26 protein-coding genes and 1 tRNA gene are annotated in these 24,496 nt (G+C 50.0%); 12 read left to right on the top strand and 15 right to left on the bottom strand.

The features are described 5' to 3' along the window. Positions 1 to 27: 27 nt before the first annotated feature. Both NF212_RS14930 and NF212_RS14935 read right to left on the bottom strand, forming a co-directional pair. The gene (locus NF212_RS14930) at positions 28 to 876 is read right to left on the bottom strand and encodes a general secretion pathway protein GspB (RefSeq protein ID WP_434356967.1); all 849 of its coding nucleotides are present in this window, start codon (positions 874 to 876) and stop codon (positions 28 to 30) included. Continuing rightward, positions 857 to 2,548, bottom strand: coding sequence for an AAA family ATPase (locus tag NF212_RS14935; RefSeq protein ID WP_434356969.1), 1,692 nt, complete (start codon positions 2,546 to 2,548; stop codon positions 857 to 859). The genes NF212_RS14930 and NF212_RS14935 overlap by 20 nt, the downstream gene beginning before the upstream one ends. A gap of 110 nt (positions 2,549 to 2,658) precedes the next feature. On the opposite strand from NF212_RS14935, the gene NF212_RS14940 reads away from it, so the two are divergent. Next, entirely contained in the window at positions 2,659 to 3,876 is a 1,218-nt protein-coding gene (locus NF212_RS14940) for a multifunctional CCA addition/repair protein (RefSeq protein WP_434356971.1), read from the top strand. On the opposite strand, the gene NF212_RS14945 is transcribed toward NF212_RS14940, so the two are convergent. Further along, on the bottom strand, positions 3,873 to 4,517 hold the full coding sequence (locus NF212_RS14945) for a TetR/AcrR family transcriptional regulator (RefSeq protein ID WP_434356973.1): 645 nt from the start codon (positions 4,515 to 4,517) through the stop codon (positions 3,873 to 3,875). The two genes, NF212_RS14940 and NF212_RS14945, sit on opposite strands and share 4 nt — an antisense overlap. A 91-nt stretch (positions 4,518 to 4,608) precedes the next feature. Between NF212_RS14945 and NF212_RS14950 the strand changes: the two genes are divergently transcribed. Then, positions 4,609 to 5,004 (top strand): MAPEG family protein, encoded by a 396-nt coding sequence (locus tag NF212_RS14950; RefSeq protein ID WP_434356975.1) that lies wholly within the window; start codon positions 4,609 to 4,611, stop codon positions 5,002 to 5,004. An 85-nt stretch (positions 5,005 to 5,089) separates the two neighbouring features. Here NF212_RS14950 and NF212_RS14955 read toward each other — a convergent pair whose 3' ends face one another. The 3 genes from NF212_RS14955 to folB are packed head-to-tail and all read right to left on the bottom strand — an operon-like array spanning position 5,090 to position 6,738. Further along, positions 5,090 to 5,890: an undecaprenyl-diphosphate phosphatase gene (locus tag NF212_RS14955; RefSeq protein WP_434356977.1), complete on the bottom strand. Its 801-nt coding sequence runs from the start codon at positions 5,888 to 5,890 to the stop codon at positions 5,090 to 5,092. Positions 5,891 to 5,893: 3 nt separating this feature from the next. Beyond that, positions 5,894 to 6,388, bottom strand: a complete 495-nt coding sequence (gene folK, locus NF212_RS14960; RefSeq protein WP_434356979.1) for a 2-amino-4-hydroxy-6-hydroxymethyldihydropteridine diphosphokinase — start codon at positions 6,386 to 6,388, stop codon at positions 5,894 to 5,896. Continuing rightward, positions 6,385 to 6,738 carry a dihydroneopterin aldolase gene (folB, locus tag NF212_RS14965; RefSeq protein WP_434356981.1) on the bottom strand — a complete coding sequence of 118 codons (354 nt, stop codon included), beginning with the start codon at positions 6,736 to 6,738 and terminating at the stop codon, positions 6,385 to 6,387. The genes folK and folB overlap by 4 nt, the downstream gene beginning before the upstream one ends. Before the next feature lie 259 nt (positions 6,739 to 6,997). On the opposite strand from folB, the gene plsY reads away from it, so the two are divergent. Further along, positions 6,998 to 7,636 carry a glycerol-3-phosphate 1-O-acyltransferase PlsY gene (gene plsY / locus NF212_RS14970; protein ID WP_434356983.1) on the top strand — a complete coding sequence of 213 codons (639 nt, stop codon included), beginning with the start codon at positions 6,998 to 7,000 and terminating at the stop codon, positions 7,634 to 7,636. Between the two features lie 161 nt (positions 7,637 to 7,797). On the opposite strand, the gene tsaD is transcribed toward plsY, so the two are convergent. Continuing rightward, positions 7,798 to 8,832 carry a tRNA (adenosine(37)-N6)-threonylcarbamoyltransferase complex transferase subunit TsaD gene (gene tsaD, locus NF212_RS14975; protein WP_434356985.1) on the bottom strand — a complete coding sequence of 345 codons (1,035 nt, stop codon included), beginning with the start codon at positions 8,830 to 8,832 and terminating at the stop codon, positions 7,798 to 7,800. A 184-nt stretch (positions 8,833 to 9,016) separates the two neighbouring features. Here tsaD and rpsU point away from each other — a divergent pair, with 184 nt between their 5' ends. The 6 genes from rpsU to NF212_RS15005 all read left to right on the top strand — a co-directional run bounded on the left by rpsU (position 9,017) and on the right by NF212_RS15005 (position 15,048). Then, a complete protein-coding gene (rpsU, locus tag NF212_RS14980; RefSeq protein WP_002537656.1) occupies positions 9,017 to 9,232 on the top strand; it encodes a 30S ribosomal protein S21 in 216 nt (71 codons plus the stop codon). Between the two features lie 23 nt (positions 9,233 to 9,255). Beyond that, the gene (locus tag NF212_RS14985; RefSeq protein WP_434356988.1) at positions 9,256 to 9,699 is read left to right on the top strand and encodes a GatB/YqeY domain-containing protein; all 444 of its coding nucleotides are present in this window, start codon (positions 9,256 to 9,258) and stop codon (positions 9,697 to 9,699) included. Positions 9,700 to 9,867: 168 nt separating this feature from the next. Continuing rightward, on the top strand, positions 9,868 to 11,613 hold the full coding sequence (gene dnaG / locus NF212_RS14990) for a DNA primase (RefSeq protein ID WP_434356990.1): 1,746 nt from the start codon (positions 9,868 to 9,870) through the stop codon (positions 11,611 to 11,613). A 108-nt stretch (positions 11,614 to 11,721) separates the two neighbouring features. Beyond that, positions 11,722 to 13,572 carry an RNA polymerase sigma factor RpoD gene (gene rpoD, locus NF212_RS14995; protein WP_434356992.1) on the top strand — a complete coding sequence of 617 codons (1,851 nt, stop codon included), beginning with the start codon at positions 11,722 to 11,724 and terminating at the stop codon, positions 13,570 to 13,572. Positions 13,573 to 13,777: 205 nt separating this feature from the next. After that, positions 13,778 to 13,853 (top strand) — tRNA-Ile (locus NF212_RS15000). 730 nt (positions 13,854 to 14,583) lie between these two features. After that, positions 14,584 to 15,048: a hypothetical protein gene (locus NF212_RS15005; protein ID WP_434356994.1), complete on the top strand. Its 465-nt coding sequence runs from the start codon at positions 14,584 to 14,586 to the stop codon at positions 15,046 to 15,048. A gap of 249 nt (positions 15,049 to 15,297) precedes the next feature. On the opposite strand, the gene NF212_RS15010 is transcribed toward NF212_RS15005, so the two are convergent. The 3 genes from NF212_RS15010 to NF212_RS15020 form a co-directional block, all read right to left on the bottom strand. Then, positions 15,298 to 15,951: a LysE family translocator gene (locus NF212_RS15010; protein WP_434356996.1), complete on the bottom strand. Its 654-nt coding sequence runs from the start codon at positions 15,949 to 15,951 to the stop codon at positions 15,298 to 15,300. Positions 15,952 to 16,099: 148 nt separating this feature from the next. Then, positions 16,100 to 16,567 (bottom strand): DMT family transporter, encoded by a 468-nt coding sequence (locus tag NF212_RS15015; RefSeq protein ID WP_434356998.1) that lies wholly within the window; start codon positions 16,565 to 16,567, stop codon positions 16,100 to 16,102. A 578-nt stretch (positions 16,568 to 17,145) separates the two neighbouring features. Beyond that, positions 17,146 to 17,631 (bottom strand): lecithin retinol acyltransferase family protein, encoded by a 486-nt coding sequence (locus tag NF212_RS15020; RefSeq protein ID WP_434360894.1) that lies wholly within the window; start codon positions 17,629 to 17,631, stop codon positions 17,146 to 17,148. Positions 17,632 to 17,832: 201 nt separating this feature from the next. On the opposite strand from NF212_RS15020, the gene NF212_RS15025 reads away from it, so the two are divergent. Next, positions 17,833 to 18,810 carry a hypothetical protein gene (locus NF212_RS15025; RefSeq protein WP_434357000.1) on the top strand — a complete coding sequence of 326 codons (978 nt, stop codon included), beginning with the start codon at positions 17,833 to 17,835 and terminating at the stop codon, positions 18,808 to 18,810. A 1,240-nt stretch (positions 18,811 to 20,050) separates the two neighbouring features. Here the strand turns inward: NF212_RS15025 and NF212_RS15030 are convergent. Next, positions 20,051 to 20,443, bottom strand: coding sequence for an antiterminator Q family protein (locus tag NF212_RS15030; protein WP_434357002.1), 393 nt, complete (start codon positions 20,441 to 20,443; stop codon positions 20,051 to 20,053). A gap of 159 nt (positions 20,444 to 20,602) precedes the next feature. Here NF212_RS15030 and NF212_RS15035 point away from each other — a divergent pair, with 159 nt between their 5' ends. Both NF212_RS15035 and NF212_RS15040 read left to right on the top strand, forming a co-directional pair. Continuing rightward, positions 20,603 to 20,860, top strand: coding sequence for a hypothetical protein (locus NF212_RS15035; RefSeq protein ID WP_434357004.1), 258 nt, complete (start codon positions 20,603 to 20,605; stop codon positions 20,858 to 20,860). 313 nt (positions 20,861 to 21,173) lie between these two features. After that, positions 21,174 to 21,464, top strand: coding sequence for a YciI family protein (locus NF212_RS15040; RefSeq protein WP_434357006.1), 291 nt, complete (start codon positions 21,174 to 21,176; stop codon positions 21,462 to 21,464). 116 nt (positions 21,465 to 21,580) lie between these two features. On the opposite strand, the gene NF212_RS15045 is transcribed toward NF212_RS15040, so the two are convergent. The 4 genes from NF212_RS15045 to NF212_RS15060 all read right to left on the bottom strand — a co-directional run bounded on the left by NF212_RS15045 (position 21,581) and on the right by NF212_RS15060 (position 24,222). Next, positions 21,581 to 21,760 carry a DUF2986 domain-containing protein gene (locus NF212_RS15045; RefSeq protein WP_434357008.1) on the bottom strand — a complete coding sequence of 60 codons (180 nt, stop codon included), beginning with the start codon at positions 21,758 to 21,760 and terminating at the stop codon, positions 21,581 to 21,583. A 102-nt stretch (positions 21,761 to 21,862) separates the two neighbouring features. After that, the gene (locus NF212_RS15050) at positions 21,863 to 22,591 is read right to left on the bottom strand and encodes a PEP-CTERM/exosortase system-associated acyltransferase (protein WP_434357010.1); all 729 of its coding nucleotides are present in this window, start codon (positions 22,589 to 22,591) and stop codon (positions 21,863 to 21,865) included. 164 nt (positions 22,592 to 22,755) lie between these two features. Next, positions 22,756 to 23,598, bottom strand: a complete 843-nt coding sequence (locus NF212_RS15055) for an ion transporter (protein ID WP_434357012.1) — start codon at positions 23,596 to 23,598, stop codon at positions 22,756 to 22,758. Between the two features lie 123 nt (positions 23,599 to 23,721). Continuing rightward, complete coding sequence (locus NF212_RS15060) at positions 23,722 to 24,222, bottom strand: fasciclin domain-containing protein (protein ID WP_434357014.1); 501 nt, start codon at positions 24,220 to 24,222, stop codon at positions 23,722 to 23,724. Positions 24,223 to 24,496: the final 274 nt, after the last annotated feature.

Genomic DNA, 24,496 nt, shown 5'->3' on the forward strand with positions numbered 1-24,496 from the left:
CGTTTTTTTTAATTTGCTGATTTGGTATTACCCAACCGTTGCCAGTGCAGGCAGTGCCACCAGCCAGTCCTCAAACTGCAATACCACCTGGTTTGGCTCAATGCCCAACAGGAGCACTCCCGGCACAATTTCTTGCCCTTCACGGACTTCCCTGCCGTTAACCTTCACCCAACGCGCTGACTGTTCAGAGCCGTAAAGGTGCGCCTGGAAATCCAGTTTCGGGAACCGTTGCTGCGCATCTGCCGGAAGGTCACCAAATGGGATGACCCTGGCCTGGTTGCGTGCCAACTTGGCTTCAGCCGTACGGGATTTGTCATCACTCAATGCTTCTTTCAGTTTCAGCGCCAGCTCAGGCGGAAGCGTCTCCAGGTTAATGGCATCAAGGCCAAGCTCCTTCGAACCTGCCTCATCACGTTGCGATTCCTGCCCCTGTTTCAGCATGCTGGAAAGCAGTTCAGCCGGATCAGCTGAGTCTCCATCCGCCGTTTGCTGAACCTCAGGCCCAGCCGGAAGAGGTTTAACGTTAAAGGCCGGGTAAGGGAGGATCCGGTAATCGACAACGGGCTCAGAGGCACTCTCCGGTTCAGGGATAACCTTTGCCGATTCTGTTTCCGGTGCCTCTGTTTCCAGCACCACCGTTGTAGCTATAGGCGCAGTTACCGGGCTAACAGGTACCACAGGCGGGTTCAGGTAATAATAAACACCACCGGCGACAATGGAAGGAAACACAACAGCAGCGACAACCCACGGCCAGCGCCGGAGCCTGGAGGGTGCAGCGCCGCTCGCCCCCATTCCAAGTGCAGCAGGTTGCTTAGTGTATTTTGTCTGGCCGGAGGCATCCGGTGATGAGGTTAAATCAGCGAACAGGCGGGACATCTTTCCCCTCCCCGATATCAGTTCCGGGCATCGCATCCACCGGTTCTTCACTACCGAATAGCACCGGGCCATGTTGGCCGACCATCGCCTGAAGTGTCATCAACGTCATCGGGCCGGCAATGCCATCCGCTTTCAGGTTCATTCGAGACTGGAATGCTTCAACCCGGCTTTTTACTGCCAGCTCAAAGTTGTTTTCAACCGGGTTGTTCTCGCCAGAGGCCAATTGCAAACGGCTGTCGAGCCACTGTACCGCCTCACCTTTCTGCCCGGCTTTAAGGGTCTGTAACCGGTAAGGAGGCTGCCACAGCAACAGGGCTTCTTCGCGCAGGTGCTCTGCCAGCCAGCTTCTTGGTACTTCAATGCGTTTGCCCCCCATCAGTATCTGGGCACTTTTGCTGCCAAGGCGGTACAACACGGCATAAAAAGGGATTTCGCCGGGCAGGGACAACTCCACCAGCGCCGGACGGTTCAGTGTCGCAAGGCGTTCAAGTGGCAGTGTTTTACGGTAGCAGGCTAGTTCCGCCCGACCTGCACTTTCACACGATGCATCAACGGTATCGACCTCATAGCCCCACAATGCATAGAGAGTTTTCATCGCACCTGCCGCCGAGCGGCTTTGCTGTGCCAGAGGTTTAATAACGTCCACCAGAGCAGGGCGTTTGACAACCGGCTTCTCCGGTTCCTCTCGAGGTTCAGCGATGGCGACAGGCTGGGCAGGTACCGATACCTTCGCCTGTTCCACAGGTGCTGGCTCATTTGCCCGCGGGATAAGGTTAGGCAGGGCAAAATACAGACCCGCAGCCAGAGTAATACCCGCCCCCAGCCCAAGCCAGATACCCACTGCGTTTTTCTTGCCCGGTACGGCATCCCAGTCCATGACATCCTGACAGGCTGCAAGTGCCAGTTTGCGGCTCACCACACCACCACCCTGCCTGGCCAGTTCAGACAAAGCCGTGTCGCAAACGCGGTTAATCAGGCGCGGAATCCCGCCGGTTTTGGCAGCAATGGTTTTAACCGCACCGGGTGAAAACAACGTCGCGCTCCCCCCGGCCTGGTTCAGGCGATAGTGGATGTAGTCTGCCACTTCATTACCGGCCAACGGCAACAGGTGGTAGCGCGCAGTAATACGCTGAGCAAGCTGGCGAAGCCTCGGCTGACGCAAAAGCTGTTGGAGTTCCGGCTGGCCGATCAGGATCACCCGCAGTAATTTCTGGGAGTCGGTTTCGATATTGGTCAGCAGGCGAAGCTGCTCAAGCACTTCCGGTGCAAGGTGTTGGGCTTCATCAATCAGCAGAACAGTGAGCCGGCCGCTGGCGTGGTTATCTATAAGGCGCTGGTAAAGAGCGTCATAGCGGCTTTTCAGTCCGCCATCCCTCGCATAGCTGACGCTGAGATCATCACAGATCGCTTCCAAGAGACCGGAAGCATCCAGCGTCGGGTTGAGGATCATCGCCACATCACTGCCTTCCGGCAGACGTTCAAGCAGCGCCCGCAATGTGGTGGTTTTGCCCGTGCCGACCTCACCTGTCAGCAGTGCGAGACCGCCGCCCTCATTCAGGCCGGACATAACATGTCTTAATGCCTCCCGGTGGCGGGTACTGAGGAAGTAACACTTCCCGCTGGGGACAATGGAAAACGGCGGCTGGTTAAAGCCGAAATAATGCTGGTACATTGCTGGGGTTTAATTACCGTGCCAGTGTATCATGATGGCACCAAAGTAAATGGCGGGCTATGTATTGTAAAGGATAAAGCCCAAAACCAAGTGACAGAGACAGGCTGAAAATGAAAAGGTATCTGGTAGGCGGCGCCGTCCGCGATCAACTGTTGGGACTGGATGTAAAAGACCGTGACTGGGTGGTTGTCGGCAGCGACATCACGACCATGGAATCACTCGGCTACCAGCAGGTCGGCCAGTCTTTCCCGGTTTTCCTCCACCCGGATACCCATGAAGAACACGCCCTGGCCCGCAAAGAGCGCAAGGAAGGCACCGGCTACACCGGCTTTGTCTGCGATTTCGCCCCGTCAGTCACGCTGGAAGAAGATCTCCTTCGCCGGGATCTGACCGTCAATGCCATCGCCATGGATGAAAACGGGACGCTGGTTGATCCTTACGGCGGTCAGTCGGATCTGGAAAAACGGCTCCTGCGCCATGTCTCCCCGGCGTTTGTTGAAGATCCGCTCCGGGTACTGCGTGTTGCCCGCTTTGCAGCCCGTTTTTCGTCACTCGGGTTTACCGTTGCCCCGGAAACCATGGCAATGATGCGTGAAATCGCTGAAAGTGGGGAACTGACAACCCTCACACCGGAGCGCGTATGGAAAGAGTGGGAAAAATCCCTTGGCTACAACAACCCGGAAGTCTTTCTCCAGGTACTGCGTGACTGCGGTGCGCTCGAATTTGTCATTCCCGAAATCAACGCCCTTTACGGTGTTCCCCAGCCGGAAAAATGGCATCCAGAGATCGATACCGGTATCCATACCATCATGGTGGCCGCCCGGGCTGCAAAGATCAGCACGGATCCTTTGGTGCGCTTTGCCGCACAGGTCCACGACCTTGGCAAGGCTAAAACCCCTGAAGCAGAATGGCCGAGCCATAAAATGCACTGCCAGACCGGCCAGAAAGTTATCCGGGAACTTTGCGAGCGCCTCCGTATCAGCAATGATTTCCGCGATGCTGCCCTGGTGGTATGCGCCGAACACAGCAACGTCCACCGGGCATTTGAGCTCAAACCCTCAACCTTTATAAAAGTATTCGACCGCATTGATGCCTGGCGCAAACCGGAGCGGGTAAAAATCCTGGCTGATACCTGCCGGGCGGATTACCAGGGCCGAACCGGGTTTGAAGATGAAGCCTACGAGCAAGCTGACCGCCTGCTGGCCGTGTTCGATGCTGCTCAGTCCGTACAGGTTAAACCTATTGTTGAAGCCGGGTTTAAAGGGGCTCAAATTAAGGAGCAGCTAGGTATCCAGCGTGCAGAGGCAGTGGCAAAGGCGTTGTTCTAATCAGGATCAAGGCTAACGCGAAGGGTATTGAAGTGGTGAGAAGCGGGGTTTTCTGAGTGAAGAATTTCCACAATCCGCTCTCTGCATGCGCTGAGAATCTCTTCAGCAACAAAGTCCTCCTGGATATTACGGGCGATTGCAACTGCACCAATCATCATTGACGTCAGTGAGGCAACGCCACCATAACTTGAGCACTGAAGCTGAGCTTTTCTCAGAAGACTCTCGATTTTTTGGTTCACCCGTATATAAATCTCGGCATATATTTTTTGCGTTTCGGTATCTCTCGAAGCAACATCAGTAGCTAGAAATGCCAGCGGGCATGGACGTTGTCCCCGAACATGTTCAAGGCTCAGGTACTGATCAAACAGGTACACTAGCCATTCAACATCGTCGACTTCTTCCGGTTTCTCTCTGGCTAAATGACTATTCGATGGTGACCAAAGCAACGACGCCCTATACAGCTCTGCCTTACTTTCAAAATGGGCATAAAAAGCCCCTCTTGTCAGGCTACAGTGCATCATCACCTGATCTACTGTCACTCCCATAAATCCTCGGCTGGAAAATAACTCCCAAGCACTACATAGAATCTTTTCTCGCGTCTTTGTCTTATGGGCTTTTGAATATGGCAAGGCGATAACCAAATCAGCTTAAAATATGTTCTTTATCATATATAGATTACCGATAACATCAAAGTTCACTTTTTAAGCAGGGAAGCTACCAATGATATATGCAATGTTTGCAATGGTACTACTAACTATGTTGGTTGGTGTTATTGCTCTCAGATGTCGAATTCGGGCAATTCGGACGGGTGAAATGACAAAGGAATTCTTGATCTTGATGCAAGGTGTTGACGTACCTGTACCGGAGTCAGTAATTAAAACTACTCGATGCTTCATCAATCTGTTTGAAGTACCCGTGCTGTTTTACATAGTCGCAGTTCTGGTAATTACGCAGGACGCACAAAGTGCGTATTTCGTACTTCTGGCTTTTGGGTTTGTACTTAGCCGAGTTGCACAGGCTTGGATACACATCACCTACAACCATGTTCCCCATCGTATGATAGCTTTCGGTATTTCAGTGATATGCGTACTATCGTTGTGGACTTTGCTGCTGCTAAGTACTCCGTAGCTGTCTCTATAGTTGCAAATACTCTCCAAACATTAAAAAGGGGCAAGTAAAAACTCGCCCCTCACATCTTTGAACTCGCCACTCTTTAGCGCATAGAAAGCATCACAAACAGTCCAACACCCAACAGAATGCGGTAAATCACAAACGGCGTCATGCCCATGCGTGAAATCAGCTTCAGGAAGTAGTGGATACAGATATAGGCGCTGATAAAGGACACCACAATACCAATTGCCAGTGCCATCCAGTCTACAGGCTCGGAGCCGGTCACCAGCTTCATGCCAAGGTAACCACCAGCCAAAAGGATAATCGGGATCGACATCAGGAAAGAGAAGCGCGCGGCGGCTTCACGGGTCATACCGAGGTAAAGTGCTGCTGTCATGGTCGCTCCGGAGCGGGATGTCCCCGGGATCATAGCCAGGGCTTGGGCAATACCAATAAACAGCGCCTTTTTCCAGTCACACTGATATTCGTCATCTGCCAGTTTGGCATTGCGGTCTACCCACCAAAGCAACAGGCCAAAAACAATGGTAGTTGTCGCGATGACATAGGCGGAGCGCAGGTAAATCTCAATGAAGTCCTTCATCAGAAGGCCAAAGATACAGGCCGGAATGGTTGCCAAAGCGATCATCCATGCCAGCTTGGCTTCCGGCGAACGATCACCACTGAAAGAAGCAAAAAAGGCCTTGAGCAATGTAATCACTTCCGTGCGGAAGTAGAGTACAACCGCCATCAGGGTGCCGACATGCACGGCAACATCAAATGCCAGCCCCTGATCGGGCCATCCCAGCACTTCTGAAGGCAAAATAAGGTGAGCAGAGCTGGAAATAGGTAAGAATTCGGTCAGGCCCTGAATCAGTGCCAGCCAGAATGCCTCAATGTGACTCATAGGTTAGTTTTCCTCGATAAACCCGGGGTCGACAGGCCAAAGTGCCTGCGCTTTGTCGAATGCCTTCCATAGTTCGGCATAAGTGCGGCCGTCACCCGGAACCGGCTGGTCAGGGAACATTTCCGCCAGTGGCCACAGGGTAAAAGCAAACTTGTAGATATCGCTGCGGGGCAGCGGCGGGTTGGCTTCCTGGCACAGATCGCCAAATGTCAGCAGATCCAGATCCAGCGTCCGGTCACGAAACTTGATGGCGTCCCGCTCCCTTCCCCAGCGCGACTCAATGCTGCGGAGATCAGCCGCAAACTCAGCAAGCGGCTTGTCCGTGTGTATTTCCACCACACAGTTATAAAAATTCGGGCCTTCAAACCCCACTGGCTCTGCTTCAAATATCCGGGAACACCGCATCTTGGGGTCAATTTCAGCCAGGGCCCTGATGCCCTCGCGGATATGGAACTCCCGGTCAATGTTGGAGCCAAGGCTGATTAGAACCTGGGTCACTTGCTACCTCGCTCAATGGTGACACCTACGGCACGGGCATTAACCACGGCTCCCGGCTTGGCAACACGCACCCGTATCCAGGGAACGCCAAACTCGGTCATAATGAGGGACGCCACCTCTTCTGCAACACGCTCTACCAGCTCTATAGGCTTGTCAGTCAGGTGCGACGTGACACGCTCGCTCACAGCGGCATAGTCCAGCGCAAGCGACACATCATCCGACTGCGCAGCCGGGCGGTTGTCGTGCGCCATTTCAATATCGAGCACCAGCTTTTGCTTGATGGTCTTTTCCCAGTCATAGACCCCAATGGTCATAATGACTTCAAGTTGTTCGATAAATACCGTATCCATGTTCTTACGCCAATTCTGTTACAGGTCGGATACCCCTTGTGAGCAAAAACGCGTACTATCTCTCACCTAACGGTCATTTTGTGTGAATTCTGAAACCGTTAGGGTAGTCTGAATGCGCAGGGGCTGCGTTTCAGTAAACGCCATCCGGCAAGGTTTGAGCGCAGACTATAGCAAGTTAACGCCCGGCACGATAGCCGCATATTTCACCGGTGCTGTTACATCAGCTTTACAAAGAAAGTTAAGTTTTCCGGACAGTTGCATGAGCCCATTATCGTTTTTATTCATTGTTGGCGCATACCTGTTGGGCTCGGTGTCCAGTGCGGTGCTGATCTGCCGCCTGTTCCGGCTTCCCGACCCGCGTGAACACGGCTCTGGCAACCCCGGCGCAACCAATGTATTGAGACTGGGCGGGCGTGTTGCTGCGGTTCTTGTACTGGTGTGCGATATCCTTAAAGGTATGATCCCGGTCTGGGTCGGTTACCTTATCGGTATTAACCCATTTATGCTTGGCCTTATCGCCATTGCAGCCTGCCTTGGCCACATTTATCCCATCTTCTTCCACTTCCGGGGTGGCAAAGGCGTTGCCACTGCGCTGGGGGCAATGGCCCCGATTGGCCTTGACCTGACCGGAATGCTGATTGGCGCATGGCTGTTGGTTTTACTGCTTTCTGGCTACTCTTCAATGGCTGCTATTGTCACCGCGCTGCTCGCCCCACTGTTTACCTGGCTGGTCAAACCCCAGTTTACGATGCCGGTCGCCATGCTGGCCTGCCTTATTATCTTCCGCCACCAGGACAACATCCGACGCCTGTTTGACGGTACTGAAAGTAAAATATGGAACAAGAAAATCCGGCGGGATGATGAGAGCAAATCGGCGGAGAATGGGGAAAAGCCGTAGGGACAAATAATGTAGGGGCCTGGGTTCTGGGTTTGGTACTGGGTTCTATTTCTGACTCCTGCTCTTCCCAGGGCCTTTCGTTCCCGTTACCGGTTCCCTAAAAATAGAAACCGCCCTTTCTCGGACAGTTTCGGATCATTCAGCTAATCAGCCTTTCTGAATTACGCAGTTTCAGATTCTGCGATTGGCTTCAACTGATCGATAGGCCAGCGCGGGTAGGCTTTTAGCTCAGCAAGCCCAACACTTTCACCGTTTTTCAGTCGCTGCATACCGGCATAGGCAATCATCGCCCCATTATCGGTACAAAACTCTGTACGCGGGTAATAGACCTGCCCCCCCAGTTTTTCCATCAGGCTTTCCAGCCCCTGGCGCAGTGCGCGGTTGGCACTGACACCACCAGCAATCACAAGGCGCTTCATGCCACATTGCTTCAGGGCGCGGCGGCATTTAATAACCAGGGTATCCACTACAGCATCCTGGAACGCATAAGCAATATCCGCACGGGTCTGGTCGTCATCGCCGTTGTCACGAATAGTGTTCGCAGCAAATGTTTTCAGCCCTGAGAAACTGAAATCCAGCCCTGGCACCGTTGTCATTGGACGCGGGAAGGTAAAACGACCCGGTGTGCCTTTCTCAGCCATCTTTGACAGCAGTGGCCCGCCCGGATAATCCAGCCCCATCAGTTTGGCTGTTTTGTCAAAAGCCTCACCGGCGGCATCATCAATAGACTCACCAAGGATCTGGTATTCACCAATGCCTTTTACTTCCACCAGCATGGTGTGGCCGCCAGATACCAGCAGGGCAACAAACGGAAACTCCGGAGGTGTCTCTTCCAGCATCGGTGCCAGCAGGTGACCTTCCATATGGTGGACAGGCACAGCAGGTACGCCCCAGGCATAAGCCAGGCTGCGCCCAATGGTCGCGCCAACCAGCAATGCACCGACCAGACCTGGGCCTGCGGTATAGGCAACACCATCAATATCATCAGAAGTGAGGCCGGCATCCGCCAAAGCTGCTTTAATTAAAGGAATGGTCTTTTTAACGTGATCGCGGGATGCCAGCTCCGGCACCACACCGCCGTAATCTGCGTGTAGCTTTACCTGGCTGTATAACTGATGTGCCAGTAAGCCTTTTTTATCGTCATAAATCGCAACGCCGGTTTCATCACAGGACGTTTCGATACCCAGAATGCGCATAACTACCTCTGCTCCGGTGTTGTGAGGGCGCAATCTTACCCTCTCGATAAAAAATTCACCAGTCCGGCAACAGCCAATGCTTTACAAGTACCCAGCGTTCAGATTAAAATTCCGCACCATTTTTAATCATGGCTGGTCACTTTGTCACCAGCGTAACTGATACAACCCCCGAGGTGAAAGGCACATGCCAGTAGTTAAAGTACGTGAAAACGAACCGTTCGACGTAGCTCTGCGTCGCTTCAAGCGCTCTTGTGAAAAAGCAGGTATCCTTTCAGAAGTTCGTCGTCGTGAACACTTCGAAAAGCCTACTACAGTTCGCAAGCGCGCCAAGGCTGCCGCTGTTAAGCGTCACCTGAAGAAGCTGGCTCGCGAAAACGCACGTCGCGTACGTCTGTACTAATTACAGCGCCCTAGGATTGCACTATGGCACTGATTGATCGTCTGAAGGACGAACAAAAAGCAGCGATGAAGGCGAAAGACAAACCTCGCCTGTCCACCATCCGCCTGATCATGGCAGCCATCAAACAACTTGAAGTAGACGGTCAGAAAACTCTGAACGACGACGAAGTTATTGCTGTGCTGACCAAAATGGTTAAGCAACGTCGCGACTCCGTAGCGCAATACGAATCAGCAGGTCGCCAAGATCTCGCTGATGCAGAAGCCGCAGAAATCGTTGTGATTGAGGAATTCCTTCCTCAGCCACTGTCAGACGAAGAAGTTGAGCAACTGGTGAAAGACGCTGTTGCGACAACAGAAGCTGCTTCGATGCAAGACATGGGCAAAGTCATGGCTGTGGTTAAACCACAGATCCAGGGCCGCGCTGACATGGGTAAGGTAAGCCAGCTGGTTAAGGCTCTTCTGGGCTGATCTGCTGTAGCTCCTAACCCGCAAGCAAGCCGTGCTATCCTTTTTGGAGTGCGCGGCTTGTTCGTATCTTCTCCATCTGAAAAACAGACCCCACACGTATACCTTGGCAACACAAGAATCGTGGTTGTTCGTGGTGATTCATTATTAATCGGTATGGCGTTCTAGAGCATGGCAGGAAAAATTCCCCGCGCGTTTATTGACGACCTTCTGGCACGTATCGATATCGTTGAATTTATCGACAGCCGGGTCAAACTGAAAAAACAGGGCAAAAACTTTGGTGCCTGTTGCCCCTTCCATAACGAAAAAACGCCTTCATTTACCGTGAGCCAGGAAAAGCAGTTCTATCACTGCTTTGGATGTGGTGCCCACGGCAACGTACTCGATTTTGTTATGGAATACGACCGTCTCGAATTTGTCGATGCGATCGAAGAACTGGCAGGCCAACTGGGGTTGGAAGTTCCACGCGAACAAGGCAGTGGTAACTTTAAAGGCTCAAGCAACAACGAAAAGCGTACCCTCTACCCGATGATGGGAGAGATTGCCCGCTTCTACCAAAGCAAACTGCGCACGCAAGAAGGCCAGACCGCCATTGATTACCTCAAAGGACGTGGCCTGACCGGTGAAATCGTCCAGCGTTTTGGCATTGGCTATGCGCCGGATGAGTGGGATGCAGTACGCAAACAATTTGGGCGTGACGGTACTTCCCAGCAATCGCTGGTGACTGCCGGCATGCTGATAGAAAACGACAACGGCCGTCGCTACGACCGTTTCCGCGGCCGGGTTATGTTCCCGATCCGCAACCGCCAGGGCAAAGTAATCGGCTTTGGAGGCCGGGTATTGGGTGACGGTACACCCAAGTACCTTAACTCCCCGGAAACCCCGATTTTCCATAAGGGGAAAGAGCTTTACGGCCTCCATGAAGCCCTTGAGCACGACCGCGAACCTAATCACCTGCTGGTGGTTGAAGGTTATATGGATGTGGTGGCACTGGCGCAGTTCGACGTCAACTATGCCGTTGCCTCGCTGGGTACCTCCACGACAGGGGACCATATCCAGACCCTGTTCCGACAGACATCCACCGTCATCTGTTGCTATGACGGTGACCGCGCCGGCCGCGATGCAGCATGGCGCGCAATGGAGCAGGCACTGCCCCACTTAAGTGACGGCAGGCAGCTTAAATTTATGTTCCTGCCGGATGGCGAAGACCCGGATACCCTGGTCCGTCAAGAAGGAAAAGACGGATTCGAACAGCGCCTGGCCAAAGCCATGAGCCTGTCCGAGTTCCTGTTCTCGACTCTGATGCAGCAGGTTGATACCAGCAGCCGCGAAGGCAAGGCAAAACTCACCGCCCTCGCCGTGCCGCTTATCGACAAGGTTCCGGGCGGCACCCTGCGCCTTTACCTGCGCAACACCCTTGGCAGCAAACTTGGCTTGCCAAGCGAAGAACAGCTTGAACAACTGATTTCCGCCAAAGGGGCTGATGTACAAAAACGAGCCCTGCCGGAAATGAAGCGCACTGCCATGCGCGAGGCCATTACACTGCTTTTGCAAAACCCGGAACTGGCAGATGGTATGCCGGATCTGAGCGGTTTTAGCGAATTACATGTACCGGGCCTCAATTTACTCGTTCAGCTGGTTGACATCTGCCGGGCTCACCCCCATATCAGAACAGGTCAACTGATTGAACACTGGCGCGGCAGCGACCAGGAACAATTAATTGCTCGCCTCGCCAGCTGGGACCTCCCTCTTGGCGACAGCAATGAAACAGAGCTATTTGACGATGCATGGCGCAAAATCCTTGCGCAGTGCTTCGCACAACAGATCGCAAAACTACAGGCGAAGGCAAACACCATCGGCTTATCAGTCGAAGAAAAGCGGGAATTGCAGTTATTAATTCTCAATCGTCCCGACTAGTGCTGCTCTGATTAGGGCGTAGCCAGTATTTGGTAAATCTGTTAAAATTGGCGGTTTGCGTTTTCGCATACTAAATTCTTCACTCAGACCCGAAGTTGGATATCGTCTATGGATCAAAATCCGCAGTCACAACTTAAGTTACTCGTTGCCAAAGGTAAGGAGCAAGGCTACCTGACCTATGCCGAGGTAAACGACCACCTTCCGGAAGACATCGTCGATTCCGAACAGATTGAAGACATCATTCAGATGATCAACGACATGGGTATCCAGGTGGTGGAAACAGCCCCGGATGCCGATGACTTGATCATGTCTGAGACTGTCACCGATGAAGACGCAGCGGAAGCTGCGGCTGCAGCACTTTCCACCGTTGACAGCGAACTGGGCCGTACAACCGACCCGGTACGTATGTACATGCGTGAAATGGGTACCGTTGAACTGCTGACCCGTGAAGGCGAAATCGACATCGCCAAGCGTATCGAAGACGGTATTAACCAGGTACAGCTGGCGGTTGCCGAATACCCTGAGTCTATCTCTTATCTGTTGGACCAGTTCGACAAAGTCGAAGCGGAAGAACTGCGTCTTACTGACATCATTTCAGGGTTCGTTGACCCTTCTCAGGAAGAAGATCTGGCCCCAACAGCAACCCACATCGGTTCAGAGTTAAGCGAGAGCGATCTTGCTGACGAAGACGAAGATGAGGACGATGAAGACGAAGACAGTGACGAGGACGATAGCGAAGACGACAACGCCATCGATCCTGAAGTCGCCCGTGAAAAAGTCTCTGAACTGCGCCGCAGCTACGAAGCCGTGCTGGCATCAACCCAGCAAAAAGGCCGCGAAGATGACAGCACCAAAGAAGCCATCACTGAGCTGGCTGAGGTGTTCAAGCAGTTCCGTCTGATCCCTAAGCAGTTTGACCGCCTGGTTGACGAAATGCGTCAGACCATGGATAAAGTTCGTACCCAGGAGCGCCTGATCATGCGCCTGTGTATTGACACCGGTCGTATGCCAAAGAAAAACTTCGTGCAGGTATTTGCCGGCAACGAAGCGTCTGACACCTGGCTGGATGCTGTACTGGCAGCCGGTAAGCCATACTCAGACCGTATCAAAGAAAATGAAGAAGACCTGCGTCGCTGCATCCAGAAGCTGAAGCTGCTGGAAGAAGAGACCGGCCTGTCTGTTGAGCGTATCAAAGACATCAGCCGCCGCATGTCTATCGGTGAAGCGAAAGCCCGCCGCGCCAAGAAAGAGATGGTAGAGGCAAACCTGCGTCTGGTTATTTCTATCGCGAAGAAATACACCAACCGTGGTCTGCAGTTCCTGGACCTGATCCAGGAAGGTAACATCGGCCTGATGAAGGCAGTTGATAAGTTCGAATACCGCCGTGGTTATAAGTTCTCAACTTACGCCACATGGTGGATTCGCCAGGCGATCACTCGCTCTATCGCTGACCAGGCCCGTACCATCCGTATTCCGGTACACATGATTGAGACCATCAACAAGCTCAATCGTATCTCTCGCCAAATGCTGCAGGAAATGGGCCGCGAGCCTTCCCCTGAAGAACTGGCAGAGCGCATGATGATGCCGGAAGACAAGATTCGTAAGGTACTGAAGATCGCCAAAGAGCCAATCTCCATGGAAACCCCAATCGGTGACGATGAAGATTCACATCTGGGCGACTTCATCGAGGATACAACCCTCGAGCTGCCAATGGACTCTGCAACCATGCAGAACCTGAAGTTTGCAACCAACGAAGTTCTGGCTGGCCTGACACCACGTGAAGCCAAGGTACTGCGTATGCGTTTCGGTATCGACATGAACACTGATCACACTCTTGAAGAGGTAGGTAAGCAGTTCGACGTTACCCGTGAGCGTATCCGTCAGATTGAAGCCAAGGCCCTGCGTAAGCTTCGCCACCCAAGCCGCTCAGAAATCCTGCGCAGCTTCCTGGATGAATAATCCAGTGGACTAAAAACAGAAAAGGCGGGTTTGATACCCGCCTTTTTTATACCTGATAACAACAGGTTAGCCCCCTGGCAGTGGCAAGTAGTGATTGAGTTATCAAGTACAACAAAAAATGAAGCAAGTGCGCGAAAAACATACAGATTTCACCCTGCAACACGCTAGACACACCGCTTCGATTCCCCTATAATTTGCACCCACTGGCCCCTTAGCTCAGTGGTTAGAGCAGGCGACTCATAATCGCTTGGTCGTTGGTTCAAGTCCAACAGGGGCCACCATATTTTACAGACACTTAGCACCGAAAGGGCTAGGTGTTTTTTTGTATTTGGCGTTTACCGCTGCACTTACAGGTGTACTTAGAAAAAAATACGATCTACATCTTGCTGATAAATAAAGACTTGTAAGCACACACAGTCGATTGTCACTTCGGAATAAACCCTTTCTGACGATAATTCCACGCCTAATACTCTGATATAAATCCACATTTCTCATGAACAGCGTTTCAAGGCTGATCTGCGCTTTTTGACCAAAATGCGTTATTTGGACAGGCAAATCTTCCGCAAGGGGTCACATTTTTAACATTCGGAGTGATATTCGGTGAATACCCGCACAGGCAGGAAGATAGCGAACCCGGCTTTTTGCTGATTCTGGGACAAATCGAAGGCAACAAACTTGGGTAAACGGCGGTTAATCTCATATTTGAGCCCTTCCCCGGTCAATAGAAAATAGCAATCTTTGCTACATCAGTAGCCTACCAAAGGGTCGCGTTTGAAACGCGACCCTTTTCTTTTTCATCTCTGGGCGATGTCCAGTACCACACCTGAAAGAATCACTGTCACCAGCAACAAAGCAATAGATAACACCATTGGTCCCATGACGTGATGTCACGATAGCTAGAGTATTAATAAGCCGTCATTATATAATTCGGTGAAGGAAGCACCACGATATGAATCAAGAGACATAATACTTTGCTCGTAGATATTAATTACATTAGACAGGGATCGTCAGATGGTAAAAGTACTAAAAGTCCTCGGCTATATTGCTATAGCTGTAATCCTCTTATTCATTACGGTGGTTACATGGAGCCATTATTCACTGAATTCAGCCAAAGAGGACTCCTTGCCGTTTGTTGAAATGAGCATGCCTGTGGTATCGACATGGAATATTGATACCTTTGAACACCTGCTCCACCCAGACGCAAAACCAATCTTTGCCGAAGAAAAAACCCATAAGATGTTTAATCTGATATCACGACTTGGGGAGTTGATCTCTTTCGAACCTGAACTGGTAAACGTAACAGACAGCGCAACCACCAGTGGCGGGATTCAGAGCACCCATGTTTATCAAATTAAAGCGATTTATTCCGCAGAGAATGCCTTGGTCACAATGACATTACTGAAGGTTGACGGTATATACCTCATCTCACGTTTGAGCTTTGATTCAGATATTTTTCTCGAGCCCTTATCTGAGTGAATCAGTAAGGGTTGCGTTTCAAACGTAACCCTTTAATTACCTGTTTTTCATGTAAACAACCACAGGGAGCCAACCTGGCAATCCTGTCTGCCAGTGAAGGAGTCCACCAGCGGTATCATCCCGTCTCACCCTCATTGCCTTGTACAAACCCAGTAGCAGGAAGACGAGGACAGCGTCAATCCGGCATCCAGAAACCAACGGGTAATGGGAGGCAACGGACCTGTCATAGCATTCCCCTTTGAAATTGCGTCAACCAAGATAAACCCCGACAGATTCCCAAATAAGCATGAGCGCCATAATGATGATGAGACTGCCCCCGGCAATGTTCACCAGCCGCATCCCTGTGGAATTGAAAAACGGACGGGACGACACCGCATGTGCGGTATATACCCAGGCGCAGTCAATGATAAGCCCAAGGACAATAGGGATCATCGAGTAGGCTAAAAGGACAGGAACGGGATTTTCCAACCCCTGACTGAGAAAGCTGGGGACAATAGTGCCAAACATGATGAAGCCTTTTGGGTTGGTGAAGCCCACAATAATCCCCGACACCAGCGGCTTTGAGACATCCTCTTCTTCCACATCCGGTTTTTGGAAATTGTGCCTTGGTAACGTCAGGTATTGGTAACCAATGACAATCAGCACGGCAGCGCCCACCAGCCGTATCACCATCAGGACAGCGCCCGAAGTCATTACCAACGAGCCTATCCCGACAGACAAAATCACCGCAATCAACGTCATCCCTATCGCGTTGCCAATCACACTGTGTAACGCGGTATTCTTGCCTCTGACTACCACTTGCCCTATGAAAAACATGATGCTGGGACCCGGGGTAGCAATGATGACGGACGCCGTGATCACCAGCCCCAGCAATCCACTCATGATGTTGGTTATCTCTGTCATGCGCCTCCCTACGCGTAAAGTTCGAATTTTAACTATGCCTTATCAGTCATAACGGGATTACTGTTATCCAGAAACAAAGGAATAACCATCAAATCATCAGCGATCAATGATTCACAAGCTTTCATGCCTTACTTTTTCCTAAGCACTCTTACAACCCTTTCTGGCTGTCATACATGATGAGCACCGCCCCCATAAGAATAAGAGCCAAAGCCACTGCTTTGGTCACCGAAATGGGGTGGCGAGGCACACCAAACAACCCGAAGTGGTCAATCACCACAGACAGCACCACCTGCCCCAGGAACACAAACAGGATGGACACCGACACGCCCAATTTGGGAAAGGCGATAAACATAAAGAAGATGTAAAACGCCCCTATACAGCCTGACGCCCACATCCACCAATCCGACAGCTCAAACTTCAACAGAACATTGTGTTTGTTGATAACCAAGGAAAAAAAGAGCGAGGTGACAGCCCCGCCCAGGTACAGGATGAAGGTCGCATCAACCTGATCGATTGCCAGTTTGCTTTTGAGGGCATTGGTCATAACTGCCTGGACCGGGATGATACAACCTCCCAGAAAGGCAAACAGAAAATAGGGAAGGTAAGCGGTGTTCACGAAGATCTTACCTCCAGTGACGTTCAGAATTGGGTGAGCAAGAAAACCAGTACATTTCTCACTCTACTCCATGTAGTCAGACAAATTTTGATGTTTCTATAACAGCGTCAGATGGCTTCACGGATGCTAGCGGAAAGCCTGCTTATTGTGAAACACCACCGTAATAATCTCTTAAGCGAGATAGGGGCCTGAATATAGAGATTTCACCGTGAACTCAAGACTGGTATCAGCCAAAGCACCACTGACTGAGCCCTGATCTTTTTTTAGAAAATTGTCGCTAAGCACAGTCTTGGGAATGCGTCTGAAGGACACTCTTTTTTGTAAATTTGTCGCTAAGTGCGCTTCAAGGTCGGAGGGATGACAGGTTAGGACAAGAGAATTAGAGCAATAACTCAGTATGATTTTGGGGGAATTGCTCAGCCTGCTGCGGGGACTTTTTTTCAAAAAAGATGCCCTATTCCTTTTTTTAGTGAAAAAAAATCTCCGCGTGAGATACCGGTGTGGTTACTGGCATCAACCCCCTGACTATTGATACCCCCCTCCCATGAGGGAGAGGAGACGGGCATCTGGAGACAGGATTATTCAGGGGACTTCTCTGTCGCTCTTGTTAATGCGACAGCTAAACCACCAACCACTAGAGCCCCACCAAGAAACGTAATGAGTCTTGGGTTTTCTGCGCACGCTCCAGCAATCACAGCTCCCGTTAAACCACCAACCACACCGGCAGCAACTTGCGCAGATGTGATATTCAAGTTTGTCACCCAATTAACGAAATGCTCGCAATTGTGGCTGGTTACCTCGTATTTCCATACACCTATCTGTGAACGAGCTCTTTCAATTACCGTTGAAATGGGATCGTCATATTTGGCGTCAACTACATAGGTTGGTTTACCTTCGGTAACCACATCCCATGGTTCCTCTTTAACGGTGCCGTTTCGCTTGGTAGCTGAAATAAGCATTGGTTTCCCATCATCGCTGATCTTATCCGTTACCAAAGAAAAATGTTGATAGAAACCGAAAGTGGTAGCAACAACGTCACCCGCTTTTACTTCGATTGTGTTCAAGTCTTGCTCCTTTTGAATAATTGTTTTTCCATGTCCAATAATTGGGGCAAATAAATCAATTTCAATACATTCCATGTGGTTTTATATATTTCATCCAACCATATGATTCAAAACCAACTTAAGCGTACAAACTTTCTCCAGCTCGATATTGAGCGTATCTTATTGTTGTCTAGTTAGTCGGATGATGGAGCATTTGATTTCATGTCGTTCGCCATGATGCCCTTTGCCCTTAAGAACGGCACCAATGAAGTAGTTGGGGTTGATGACGTTCCGAGGGGCGGTAAATGTGATTGCCACTGTATCTGCTGCGGGACTCCGGTTGTTGCCCGGCAAGGTGATATCAACGTCCATTGCTTCGCCCACAGTACGGCACTCAAGGAAGACACGGACATTGTCTGTAACTACTCCCCGGAAACTGCCGTTGCCCTCATTCTCCGCCAGGAGCTGATCAATCGCTCTGAGTTGGTCCTCTTTGACCATGACCTCGGCTTTGCCTATTCAGTGAACATTTCGCGTTGGGAATTGAACCATAGAACCGAGTTCAGCACCGTGGACATGATGGCTGAAACAGATTTCGGTCACCGTATCGCACTGGACATCCCCTACCCAGGAAGACATGCTGACACCGCTGACTTCGGCAAGCTGGATGTTGAGCTCATCTGCCGGATAATTCCAAAAACACTGACAGAGCAAGTTCACGACTGGAAAAACAGCATTAAGGCGGAGTCGGTTGTTGACGAGCTTTTTCGCAATCCAAATCTCATCGAACCGATAGGGATTGAACCACCAGCAATGCCAAAGGAGATCCAATCTCCTGTCCTGGTTCGGCATCCCAAGATAGAAAGACCGACCGAAAAAGCGCCGCCCCGTTTATTGGTAAAGGAGCCACCCCCTCCCGAACCGGAATCTCGGATCCAGTACAAAGAAGGCAAATGTGTGTTGTGCGGGAACCCGCTGTCATACACGTTCAAACCGGCATTCTGTGTGAAATGTAAAGAGCAATTCGTAGGTCCACGCTTCAATAACCTGACCGATTTTGCCAAAGCCTTGGAAAGAGGATGGAGACCCGAAGATGATAAACGGAGAGAGCCGGAACCGGCAGCCGTCGATGTCCATCCTCCTCAGGAAGAGCCACTTATACCGGTGCGGGCTTACGACTACAAAAAGTGGAAAGGCTGATTAATATATCCAGGGTTGGTCGCAGCCTCGTTTTATCGACCGCAACCACCTGATTTTCCACCTGATAGGGCTTAGCCTGATTAGGCTAAGGCGGAACAGTACATCATTCCCTTTCCCTCGCACCTCCTTTTGCTTTTAAACATGAGAGGCTTACCAAGTAGACAGAGTGAAACCACATTGGCTTCTGTATCCAGATGGTGGCAATGAAAAAGAATGGACAGTAACCAGCTGAGAGCAATGCAAAACCATTCTAGACAAGACGGCGATATCTGATAATTGGAGATTAAGTGTATCGAGAAGTGGTGGACCTTTTCGGGAGTAATCCGCTTCAGGAACAGGTCTGCCAGTAGATTAGAGCAGGCATATTGGGGTCGATGAATTTCCAGCGGTTAGTAGTGTAAGCAGATCTTGCAATTAGCATCCAGCGTGTAATTGCGAATTACAGGGAGAATAGAATTACATCGGACTTTCATTAAGACAACAGGACTCAAAGGCAACCAACATAAAAGTCAAACGACGCTAATCATTAACCATAAATAAACTAAACTCATATTTTCTGTGGGAAATCACACAAACGGAATAAATTATAACAGATAACTGTTATTAATATAAAAAATATTAAAAATGAAAACTTAGATTGTCTGATTATATAGCGGTTTTAGCTGAAGATTCTCTGTCGGCTGATTGCCAAGGTGATAGAAGGATAGATATGATTATGAGGTTAAATGCGGTTCAATTCGTTGAAGCAGTGGCATTTTTCAACCCACACAACTTGTATTAACCTTTATCCAACAGGTTAGCGCATTAATATTAATGTAATTAAAACTTTTTAAGGAGTTAATTAATGAAGAAAAAACACTTCATCTCTCACCGCTATAAAAAGCGCATAAACGGTGTGATATTGTCCTTGTTTTTGGGGCTGCCATTGATTGTTAGCAATAGTTTCGGGATTGGTGCGGCTACACCAGTTCCCGAAACGATAATGATGCGGATCATAGTAGGGTCTTAATTACTAAAATCTAGCAACATTCAAGAGCTCTCGATAACAAGGGAGCTCTTTTTTAACAATCACAACAGTATTTATACCGTCATGTCTGCAAACGTGTTTATTCTAAAAAACAACGTATTCATTTGCAACTGCAAATATTCAACTCATACCTGTTATCGTTCAAAGTCTAAGCAATCATTTTATTTGCTCTCATACCACAAAGATTTTCACGGTGGCTTATGGTCACTACTGTCAGTTAACCATCAGGTGCTCAGGAATTGTCGCACCGTCGAAATCCTTCTCATCCATCGCATACAGCACACCGTCTACCCAATTGAAGGCAGAGCTCACCAGCAGCGATGCCCGGGTATGGTGGCACTTCAACGCACGTCCGACATGACTGAGGTTACAGCCGAAATACAGGTACTCAACCAGCGCCTGGTGCTGCTCGTGATCCCGGCATTTCAGCACGGACACGATATGGTCTACCCTGAGTGCTTCGTCCTCGGTGATCCCGCAGGAGCGGTAAGCAGGTGACACTGACAGCACGCTCCGGGATGGAAAGTGAATAGTGCCGATATCTTGCCTCGACCAAACAACCCATCCTTCAAGCATTTCTAACGCAAGGTTTGATTTAATATCCATACAACACCACCAAGCCAAAGGAACAGCAATCGCTTCCTTGGTCCTATTAGAGAATGTATAGCGCAATCAGATTTCCGCGCCTACATATTGCCCGGCGCAGACGAGCACCTGAACAAGGAATTCTTCAAATACCAGCATGAGGGTTTCAGTGTGCGGGACATGGCCACGGTGGTGAGCTATGTTGAATACCACATCGCCTTTACCAGGTATTACGAGAACCTTGGCTCTGAACGTTTTCAGGAGCTTTCGGAAACCCGGATACTCAATACCGTCATGGCGTACAAAGGGCTGGGGGAAAAGCTGCTTCAGGCGGGTGAAGCGGTGGAAGACATCGAGGCAATCAAGTTGTTCAGGCTGGAGAACGACCTGCCACGGGAAGAGCAGGCAAAGGACACCGGAGAGGCATCCGGGGATTAGCGGTTGATGGTAATCGGCGGTAATGGACCTTTCATGGGTTTGTCCTCCTCGGGGTATGCTCTGCCAACGTAATCCAGCGACCCGGTGAAGTCAATCTGGTGCCGAAAGCATAGCCCCTCCCACCTGGACGCGCTGTCCTGTGGTTGCGAATAAATACCATCGTCTGGCTAGCCGTTATCAGCAAGCTGTAAGCTGACGCGAACACGGGATTCGATCTCCCAGAACAGGCTCCCCACCTCAATCTGTTGGAAAAAATATACCGCTCACCTGTAAACTGGATCTGTGATTCGGCAATAAGCCTTTGGAGGTTTCTGTGTTTATCGTTTCTCTGACGTACAAAGTCGAGCTGTCTGAAGTGGAAAAGCATATCGACGCACACATCGCCTATTTGGAAGAGCATTATGACAGTGGTTTCTTTCTGGCTTCAGGCAGAAAGGTTCCGCGCACTGGCGGCGTCATTTTGGCGCAGGCTGAAAACCGCGAAGCACTGGATGCAGTACTCAAAGAAGACCCGTTTTATATTGAAGGTGTGGCTGACTTTGATGTCACTGAATTTGTTGCCAGTAAAACGGCTGCGGGTTTGGAGAGGCTGAGGGATATCTGAAATTTCTCACCTGCACGCCCTCAGCACATTTCGTTCGTCTGATCGAAACGATCCACAACATAAACAAGTGCCGGAGGGCGGATCCCTTCCTCAGTCATCACATGACAAAAAAGACTTTAGTTTTGGGATTCAGGCTCGACACTCAACGTCAACGTTGAACTCGAATCGGCTTCTTCAGCCATTGCTGCACGCTCGGCTTTGGAAATATAGCGGGGTTTATTGCTGTTATTCAGTTTGGCGTTTTTCTTTTTCTGCTTTGCCTTCAGCACCTGATTGATTCTTTTCTTGCGGTTCATTTTTACCCCCTTTTCGATTGGCCGGCAGATTAAAGGTTTTTACCGGTAAGCTCAATGGCGAACGCATGAATCACCGCAAGCTCATGGCCTCTCCCACGCTTTTTAACGGGAGCTGTTGTCCATGCCCCGGAGACTGGATCTGATCCGGCTTTCTATTTCCCTGAATAAACTCCCCACCTCGGCGGACAGCCCGCTTTTAAAACGTTCAGCATTAATATAATACGGAGCCCTTTTCCCTCTGAGCTCTACCGGTTTACCCACCTGGACAAAATCGATACCCGCCCAGCGCAGGCTTCGTGCAAGGCGAGGCTCCATAATGACAAAGCAGTGTTCCAGGCCTTTTTGTTCCCCAAGAGACCCGGCCCCGAGATACAGCGCCATAGATATAAGTGGAAAAATACGGAGCTCTTCGTCGGTCAGTTGATTAAGGGGTTTAAATATTTCGGCACTTTCCTCATTGCGACGTCGCCGGAAATGTAATGGAACAGCCAGACGGGAAATTTCGCATATAGATGAATAACTGAACCTACCAGGCTGATAGTCCGGGTGCTGGATAACACCGGGGCAGTGAACTTCCAGGGGTAAGGGTTGGTTCTTTTCTACCGGGGTAACCAGTCTCACACACCCAGCAACCATGCCCGAAGAAAGATGCCGGATCAGGCAGAAATCTGAATAGTCATCAAATGTATCGGATTCCCTGCCATCGGGGCGCACCGGCTCATAGTTGAGTTCTTCACAGTACACTTGATGGCGCGTCCTGAGCACTTCATCCCGGAGCTCGTCATTCAGCGCGACCTGAAAATCCATATACGTCGTGAATTTCTCGAACATAGCCTTTCCTCCCCACCACAGGAACAAATGTATGAGGTGGAGTAAGCAGGGCATTTAAAACAAGAGTAGTGCCGGTATAAACGAGCCAGATGCCGCATTTTATGAAATCGGGCAACAGATGCCTAAATTGTGCGTGTCTTTTGCCATTCCCCTATATGTATCCTCTACTTGCTGTTGTCGGAGGCATGTGCTGAATCCCCAGCGATACTACTTCCGCAATATTTACAATAATCGGCGTCAGCGTCATGGTCTGACTTGGAGCAATTTGGACACCTGATTAACTGGCGCTGGCGTGTAAGGTGTTGCCCCATATGGGCGGTAATAATCCCGGTGGGTACGGCTATGATGGAATAGCCCATCAACATGGTTAATGAGGCCAACGCTTTACCAATATCGGTTTGCGGTACGATATCGCCATAGCCGACTGTGGTCATTGTGACGATTGCCCAATATATGCTGTATGGAATGCTGGTAAATCCGTGTTCTGGCCCTTCAATCACAAACATCAGAGAGCCAAACACAGTGACAAGAACCATCACGGAAAAAAAGAATATAAATATCTTCCTGCTGGACATTTTCAGCGCCGACAAAAGCACATCAGATTCCTGCAGGTACCTCATCAATTTAAGCACCCTAAAGATACGCAACACGCGTAAAAGACGTATCACCATCATGTAGTTGGTGCCGGGAACCAACATGGCCAGATAGGTTGGAAGGATCGCGAGAAGATCCACAATGCCGTAGAAGCTTTTGGCGTACGCTTTGGGAGCCGGTGAACAGTAAAGGCGAAGAATGTATTCGATGGTAAAGAAGATCGTGAAAAACCACTCGAGCGTGATAAAGATGCTGCCGTACTTCTCCTGCATCTTACTCACAGATTCCAGCATCAAAACCAGGATGGATGCCAGAATAATGATAATTAACGCGAGATCAAAAACTTTTCCGTGCCTGGTTTCGGTACCAAAAATGGTGGTGTAAAGATAATCCCTGATGGCATCCCTGTTCATACTACGCCTGACAATTAATAGTTAGATATTAAAAGATTAGCAGGATCTAATTAAGGGGCCGTTTTCAGGTGTATAAAGTAACGGTGCCGCATAAATAGCGGCTCCTGGTAAATTAGAACTATTTTAGTTTCCGGGAAGAATCACGTTGTCTATAACGTGTATAACGCCGTTACTTGCATTTACGTCTGCGATAATGACGTTTGCATCATCAATCATTACATTATTCGCGGATGCACGAATTGCCAAATCACTGCCTTGGACCGTTGTCGCTCTGTTGAGTCTCATTACGTCCGCCGACATCACTTTCCCCGAAACAACGTGGTACGTCAAAATGGCAATTAATTTGTCTTTGTTTTCCGGTTTCAGCAGGCTCTCTACTGTGCCTTCGGGCAATTTGGCAAAAGCCTCATCGGTAGGTGCAAAAACGGTAAAAGGTCCGTCGCCTTTGAGAGTATCAACAAGTCCGGCAGCTTTTACGGCAGCCACCAGTGTATTGAACGACCCGTTGGCTACAGCACTGTCAACGATATCTTTTTTCATTCCACTGTAATCAGCTCGAGCAACAAAAGATGAAGTCAGACTGAACGTAACGAGGGCGAGAATTACAAATATTTTCCTGAACATAACACTGTTTTCCTTGTCGGGTTATAGCGACAGCTTTGCGCCGTTAGCATCAGCCTTAATTACGCGGGCCCGGCAAATAAGATCACTTCTTTAAAAAATCTCATCTCTGTAATTCGTCCCGTTGCAGCGTGATATAAGGAAGGTCCTTTTATCGATGAATTCCGCCATGAGAGGTAAAACATTTACACATCTGTCAGCAATAAAAAATACAAGGTTTATTGCGTGCAAATATTAAGACAGCACCACACCATGTTGGCTAATAAACTGGGTTAAC

The sequence above is a fragment of the Parasalinivibrio latis genome, assembly GCF_036825535.1.
Taxonomy (GTDB): Bacteria; Pseudomonadota; Gammaproteobacteria; order Enterobacterales; family Vibrionaceae; genus Parasalinivibrio; species Parasalinivibrio latis.

Bases quoted from the DNA above. Each gene is read 5' to 3' on its own strand.
- NF212_RS14930 (WP_434356967.1), bottom strand. From the start codon at position 876: ATGTCCCGCCTGTTCGCTGATTTAACCTCATCACCGGATGCCTCCGGC.
- NF212_RS14935 (WP_434356969.1), bottom strand. From the start codon at position 2,548: ATGTACCAGCATTATTTCGGCTTTAACCAGCCGCCGTTTTCCATTGTC.
- NF212_RS14940 (WP_434356971.1), top strand. From the start codon at position 2,659: ATGAAAAGGTATCTGGTAGGCGGCGCCGTCCGCGATCAACTGTTGGGA.
- NF212_RS14950 (WP_434356975.1), top strand. From the start codon at position 4,609: ATGTTTGCAATGGTACTACTAACTATGTTGGTTGGTGTTATTGCTCTC.
- NF212_RS14955 (WP_434356977.1), bottom strand. From the start codon at position 5,890: ATGAGTCACATTGAGGCATTCTGGCTGGCACTGATTCAGGGCCTGACC.
- folB (WP_434356981.1), bottom strand. From the start codon at position 6,738: ATGGATACGGTATTTATCGAACAACTTGAAGTCATTATGACCATTGGG.
- plsY (WP_434356983.1), top strand. From the start codon at position 6,998: ATGAGCCCATTATCGTTTTTATTCATTGTTGGCGCATACCTGTTGGGC.
- tsaD (WP_434356985.1), bottom strand. From the start codon at position 8,832: ATGCGCATTCTGGGTATCGAAACGTCCTGTGATGAAACCGGCGTTGCG.
- rpsU (WP_002537656.1), top strand. From the start codon at position 9,017: ATGCCAGTAGTTAAAGTACGTGAAAACGAACCGTTCGACGTAGCTCTG.
- NF212_RS14985 (WP_434356988.1), top strand. From the start codon at position 9,256: ATGGCACTGATTGATCGTCTGAAGGACGAACAAAAAGCAGCGATGAAG.
- dnaG (WP_434356990.1), top strand. From the start codon at position 9,868: ATGGCAGGAAAAATTCCCCGCGCGTTTATTGACGACCTTCTGGCACGT.
- rpoD (WP_434356992.1), top strand. From the start codon at position 11,722: ATGGATCAAAATCCGCAGTCACAACTTAAGTTACTCGTTGCCAAAGGT.
- NF212_RS15005 (WP_434356994.1), top strand. From the start codon at position 14,584: ATGGTAAAAGTACTAAAAGTCCTCGGCTATATTGCTATAGCTGTAATC.
- NF212_RS15010 (WP_434356996.1), bottom strand. From the start codon at position 15,951: ATGACAGAGATAACCAACATCATGAGTGGATTGCTGGGGCTGGTGATC.
- NF212_RS15025 (WP_434357000.1), top strand. From the start codon at position 17,833: ATGTCGTTCGCCATGATGCCCTTTGCCCTTAAGAACGGCACCAATGAA.
- NF212_RS15030 (WP_434357002.1), bottom strand. From the start codon at position 20,443: ATGGATATTAAATCAAACCTTGCGTTAGAAATGCTTGAAGGATGGGTT.
- NF212_RS15035 (WP_434357004.1), top strand. From the start codon at position 20,603: ATGGCCACGGTGGTGAGCTATGTTGAATACCACATCGCCTTTACCAGG.
- NF212_RS15045 (WP_434357008.1), bottom strand. From the start codon at position 21,760: ATGAACCGCAAGAAAAGAATCAATCAGGTGCTGAAGGCAAAGCAGAAA.
- NF212_RS15050 (WP_434357010.1), bottom strand. From the start codon at position 22,591: ATGTTCGAGAAATTCACGACGTATATGGATTTTCAGGTCGCGCTGAAT.
- NF212_RS15055 (WP_434357012.1), bottom strand. From the start codon at position 23,598: ATGAACAGGGATGCCATCAGGGATTATCTTTACACCACCATTTTTGGT.
- NF212_RS15060 (WP_434357014.1), bottom strand. From the start codon at position 24,222: ATGTTCAGGAAAATATTTGTAATTCTCGCCCTCGTTACGTTCAGTCTG.